The sequence below is a fragment of the Luteimonas sp. Soil_C_5 genome, from assembly GCF_057656615.1.
Genome location: NZ_JBDGKA010000011.1, coordinates 1 through 5,943, shown reverse-complemented (window position 1 = coordinate 5,943; position 5,943 = coordinate 1). Strand labels below are relative to the sequence as shown.

General features: G+C 54.4%; 2 tRNA genes and 3 rRNA genes. All 5 read left to right on the top strand.

Annotation, left to right across the window (positions count from 1 at the left end):
- Positions 1-437: 437 nt before the first annotated feature.
- The 5 genes from AC3A5K_RS16945 (at position 438) to rrf (ending at position 5,618) form a co-directional block, all read left to right on the top strand.
- Positions 438-1,982 (top strand): 16S ribosomal RNA (locus AC3A5K_RS16945).
- Positions 1,983-2,055: 73 nt separating this feature from the next.
- Positions 2,056-2,132, top strand: a tRNA-Ile gene (locus tag AC3A5K_RS16940).
- Positions 2,133-2,135: 3 nt separating this feature from the next.
- A tRNA-Ala gene (locus tag AC3A5K_RS16935) sits at positions 2,136-2,211 on the top strand.
- 241 nt (positions 2,212-2,452) lie between these two features.
- Positions 2,453-5,336 (top strand): 23S ribosomal RNA (locus AC3A5K_RS16930).
- A 168-nt stretch (positions 5,337-5,504) separates the two neighbouring features.
- Positions 5,505-5,618 (top strand): 5S ribosomal RNA (gene rrf, locus AC3A5K_RS16925).
- Together the 16S, 23S and 5S rRNA genes with 2 tRNA genes alongside form the textbook arrangement of a ribosomal RNA operon.
- Positions 5,619-5,943 lie beyond the last annotated feature (325 nt).

The following is a 5,943-nucleotide window of genomic DNA, read 5'->3' as shown; positions in this document are numbered from 1 at the left end:
CGGGCTGCTCTTCGGGGCGGCGGGCCAAGCGGGACGAGAACGACAGCAGCCTTCACGCGGTGTTGACAGACTCGAAAGTCGCGGTAATATGTGCGGCTCGCTTCAACGAAACGCCTTCGGGCAGACGGAGAAGCCGGCGGAAACCAACCCTCACCGAGGTGTTGACGAAAGCCAAAACCGCGCTACAATGGGCGGCTCGCTTCGGAGGAAACTTCGAAGCACTGGGAAGCAGGCGCTGAGGCCGCTTCCGAAGATCTTTGACAGTGTGCGCAGGATACTTATGCGGACGTCTGGCAGGTGGCGTTAGTCCATCAGCAGACGTTCTAGAAAGAGCAAGAAAGATTCAAAAGCATGCAAATGCTAGTGAGTAGTTCGAGTTCCGGAAAAGACGACTGCACTCGAAGCATTAGATGTCACTTCGGTGATGTCGAAACATTTAAGTGAAGAGTTTGATCCTGGCTCAGAGTGAACGCTGGCGGCAGGCCTAACACATGCAAGTCGAACGGCAGCACAGAGGAGCTTGCTCCTTGGGTGGCGAGTGGCGGACGGGTGAGGAATACATCGGAATCTGCCTATTTGTGGGGGATAACGTAGGGAAACTTACGCTAATACCGCATACGACCTACGGGTGAAAGCGGAGGACCTTCGGGCTTCGCGCAGATAGATGAGCCGATGTCGGATTAGCTAGTTGGCGGGGTAATGGCCCACCAAGGCGACGATCCGTAGCTGGTCTGAGAGGATGATCAGCCACACTGGAACTGAGACACGGTCCAGACTCCTACGGGAGGCAGCAGTGGGGAATATTGGACAATGGGCGCAAGCCTGATCCAGCCATGCCGCGTGGGTGAAGAAGGCCTTCGGGTTGTAAAGCCCTTTTGTTGGGAAAGAAAAGCAGTCGGTTAATACCCGATTGTTCTGACGGTACCCAAAGAATAAGCACCGGCTAACTTCGTGCCAGCAGCCGCGGTAATACGAAGGGTGCAAGCGTTACTCGGAATTACTGGGCGTAAAGCGTGCGTAGGTGGTTTGTTAAGTCTGATGTGAAAGCCCTGGGCTCAACCTGGGAATTGCATTGGATACTGGCAGGCTAGAGTGCGGTAGAGGGTAGTGGAATTCCCGGTGTAGCAGTGAAATGCGTAGAGATCGGGAGGAACATCCGTGGCGAAGGCGACTACCTGGACCAGCACTGACACTGAGGCACGAAAGCGTGGGGAGCAAACAGGATTAGATACCCTGGTAGTCCACGCCCTAAACGATGCGAACTGGATGTTGGGTTCAACTAGGAACTCAGTATCGAAGCTAACGCGTTAAGTTCGCCGCCTGGGGAGTACGGTCGCAAGACTGAAACTCAAAGGAATTGACGGGGGCCCGCACAAGCGGTGGAGTATGTGGTTTAATTCGATGCAACGCGAAGAACCTTACCTGGCCTTGACATGCACGGAACTTTCCAGAGATGGATTGGTGCCTTCGGGAACCGTGACACAGGTGCTGCATGGCTGTCGTCAGCTCGTGTCGTGAGATGTTGGGTTAAGTCCCGCAACGAGCGCAACCCTTGTCCTTAGTTGCCAGCACGTAATGGTGGGAACTCTAAGGAGACCGCCGGTGACAAACCGGAGGAAGGTGGGGATGACGTCAAGTCATCATGGCCCTTACGGCCAGGGCTACACACGTACTACAATGGGAAGGACAGAGGGCTGCAAACCCGCGAGGGCAAGCCAATCCCAGAAACCTTCTCTCAGTCCGGATCGGAGTCTGCAACTCGACTCCGTGAAGTCGGAATCGCTAGTAATCGCAGATCAGCATTGCTGCGGTGAATACGTTCCCGGGCCTTGTACACACCGCCCGTCACACCATGGGAGTTTGTTGCACCAGAAGCAGGTAGCCTAACCTTCGGGAGGGCGCTTGCCACGGTGTGGCCGATGACTGGGGTGAAGTCGTAACAAGGTAGCCGTATCGGAAGGTGCGGCTGGATCACCTCCTTTAGAGAAAAGACAACATCGCTTGTCCAGGCGTCCTCATAAGTAACCTGCACGATTGGTAATCAAGAGCAAGACTGGGTCTGTAGCTCAGGTGGTTAGAGCGCACCCCTGATAAGGGTGAGGCCGGTGGTTCGAGTCCTCCCAGACCCACCACTTGGGGCCTTAGCTCAGCTGGGAGAGCACCTGCTTTGCAAGCAGGGGGTCGTCGGTTCGATCCCGACAGGCTCCACCATTTTTGATGCTTGATGTACCGATCGCTGCGCACACACAAGATTTGAATGTCGCCAGGCACTGTGGCCTGACGATGGTTCTTTGAAAAATAGGGAAGTAGCGAGCGTCTGAGACAAGAACTCATACGTGTCGTGTGGCTAAGGCGGGGACTTCGAGTCCCTAGTAAATTGAGTCGTTATATTCGCGTCGATGCTTTGTACCCATCGACAGAAATAGAACTCCGAGGCGACTTGGGGTTATATGGTCAAGCGAATAAGCGCACACGGTGGATGCCTTGGCGGTCAGAGGCGATGAAGGACGTGGTAGCCTGCGAAAAGTATCGGGGAGCTGGCAACAAGCTTTGATCCGGTAATGTCCGAATGGGGAAACCCACCTCCTAGGAGGTACTGCATGGTGAATACATAGCCATGCAGGGCGAACGCGGTGAACTGAAATATCTAAGTAACCGTAGGAAAAGAAATCAACCGAGATTCCCTGAGTAGTGACGAGCGAACGGGGAACAGCCCAAAAGTCGATATGGTTTTAGCAAAACGGTCCTGGAAAGACCGGCCATAGAAGGTGATAGCCCTGTATGCGAAAGGGCCATATCGATGAAAAATGAGTAGGGCGGGGCACGAGAAACCCTGTCTGAACATGGGGGGACCATCCTCCAAGGCTAAATACTCCTGACCGACCGATAGTGAACCAGTACCGTGAGGGAAAGGCGAAAAGAACCCCGGAGAGGGGAGTGAAATAGACCCTGAAACCGTGTGCGTACAAGCAGTAGGAGCCTCGCAAGGGGTGACTGCGTACCTTTTGTATAATGGGTCAGCGACTTATTGTTCGTGGCAAGCTTAACCGTATAGGGGAGGCGAAGGGAAACCGAGTCTGATAAGGGCGCATAGTCGCGGGCAATAGACCCGAAACCGGGTGATCTAGTCATGCCCAGGATGAAGGTTGAGTAACATCAACTGGAGGTCCGAACCCACTCCCGTTGCAAAGGTAGGGGATGAGGTGTGATTAGGAGTGAAAAGCTAATCGAACCCGGAGATAGCTGGTTCTCCTCGAAAGCTATTTAGGTAGCGCCTCATGTGAATCTTCTTGGGGGTAGAGCACTGTTATGGCTAGGGGGTCATTGCGACTTACCAAACCATTGCAAACTCCGAATACCAAGACAGACTGCATGGGAGACACACGGCGGGTGCTAACGTCCGTCGTGAAAAGGGAAACAACCCAGACCCACAGCTAAGGTCCCAAATTATCACTAAGTGGGAAACGATGTGGAAAGGCACAGACAGCCAGGAGGTTGGCTTAGAAGCAGCCACCCTTTAAAGAAAGCGTAATAGCTCACTGGTCGAGTCGGTCTGCGCGGAAGATTTAACGGGGCTAAGTGATAAACCGAAGCTTGGGGTGCACATATTTATATGTGCGCGGTAGAGGAGCGTTCCGTAAGCCGTCGAAGGCAGATTGAGAAGTCTGCTGGAGGTATCGGAAGTGCGAATGCTGACATGAGTAACGATAATGGGGGTGAAAAGCCTCCACGCCGAAAGCCCAAGGTTTCCTTGCGCAACGTTAATCGACGCAGGGTGAGTCGGCCCCTAAGGCGAGGCAGAAATGCGTAGTCGATGGGAAGCTGGTTAATATTCCAGCACCTCGCATAAGTGCGATGGGGGGACGGAGAAGGTTAGGTCTACCAGGCGTTGGTTGTCCTGGAGAAAGGCGGTAGGAGTGGGTCTTAGGCAAATCCGGGACCCTTTAACTCCGAGCACCGAGACGAGCTCATTAGAGCGAAGTGACTGATACCACGCTTCCAGGAAAAGCCCCTAAGCTTCAGCTTATGCAGACCGTACCGTAAACCGACACAGGTGGGTAGGAAGAGAATTCTAAGGCGCTTGAGAGAACTCGGGTGAAGGAACTAGGCAACATAGCACCGTAACTTCGGGAGAAGGTGCGCCCTTGATCGTGGCCCATGCGGGCTACAGCGATCGGGGGCCGCAGTGACCAGGCCGCTGCGACTGTTTATCAAAAACACAGGACTCTGCAAACACGAAAGTGGACGTATAGGGTCTGACGCCTGCCCGGTGCCGGAAGGTTAATTGATGGGGTCAGCCGCAAGGCGAAGCTCTTGATCGAAGCCCCGGTAAACGGCGGCCGTAACTATAACGGTCCTAAGGTAGCGAAATTCCTTGTCGGGTAAGTTCCGACCTGCACGAATGGCGTAACGATGGCGGCGCTGTCTCCACCCGAGACTCAGTGAAATTGAAATCGCTGTGAAGATGCAGCGTTCCCGTGGCAAGACGGAAAGACCCCGTGAACCTTTACTATAGCTTTACATTGAACGTTGAGTTCGTCTGTGTAGGATAGGTGGGAGGCTTTGAAACCATGGCGCTAGCTGTGGTGGAGCCAACCTTGAAATACCACCCTGTCGTGCTTGACGTTCTAACCTAGGTCCGTTATCCGGATCGGGGACCATGTATGGTGGGTAGTTTGACTGGGGCGGTCTCCTCCCAAAGAGTAACGGAGGAGCTCGAAGGTACGCTCAGCGCGGTCGGACATCGCGCACTGTGTGCAAAGGCATAAGCGTGCTTGACTGCGAGATCGACGGATCAAGCAGGTAGGAAACTAGGACTTAGTGATCCGGTGGTTCTGTATGGAAGGGCCATCGCTCAACGGATAAAAGGTACTCCGGGGATAACAGGCTGATACCGCCCAAGAGTTCATATCGACGGCGGTGTTTGGCACCTCGATGTCGGCTCATCACATCCTGGGGCTGTAGTCGGTCCCAAGGGTATGGCTGTTCGCCATTTAAAGTGGTACGCGAGCTGGGTTCAGAACGTCGTGAGACAGTTCGGTCCCTATCTGCCATGGGCGTTGGAGATTTGAGAGGGGCTGCTCCTAGTACGAGAGGACCGGAGTGGACGAACCTCTGGTGTTCCGGTTGTCACGCCAGTGGCACTGCCGGGTAGCTATGTTCGGAAGCGATAACCGCTGAAAGCATCTAAGCGGGAAGCGCGCCTCAAGATGAGATCTCCCGGGAGCTTGACTCCCCTGAAGGAACCATCAAGACCAGGTGGTTGATAGGCTGGGTGTGTAAGCACAGCAATGTGTTGAGCTAACCAGTACTAATGATCCGTGCGGCTTGACCATATAACCTCAAGTTGCTTCTAATCGAAGCATCCTTGGCCAACGACACGAATGAGTCGTCCAAAATGTTCGCTACTTCCCAACCTCTGAGAGCGTGAGCGCTGTCAGTCCCACTTTCGATCGCATCCCTGCGACCGATCGCCGGACCGACTTGCGACCCTCCACCCTCTCCCTGGTGACTATAGCTGTATGGAACCACCCGATCCCATTCCGAACTCGGAAGTGAAACGTACATGCGCCGATGGTAGTGTGCATCTAGCATGCGAGAGTAGGTCATCGCCAGGGTTTTTTACCCCGAAACCCCCGCCCAAAAAGCGGGGGTTTCTTTTTGTGTGCGAGAAAGTCAGGCCGTAGCGATAGATTCTCGCAATCCGCGGCCGTGTTGGCGGGAATCCGGGGCTTTTGCGGTCTCAGGCGTCAATAACTTGCTGCGTGGCCCAGAGTTAATCCGGGCAGTGGCCGGACCTATGCCTTGCGTGATTCTCTTTAATAACGCGGCTGCGCGATGCCAAAGAGAACAATTGGCCCGGATTCGTGGCAGAGGCTCTGTTGCTGCGTGTCGGCTCGCTGTTGAAAAGCTTGGATCACGCTTAAGGCCGGGGCTAAAACC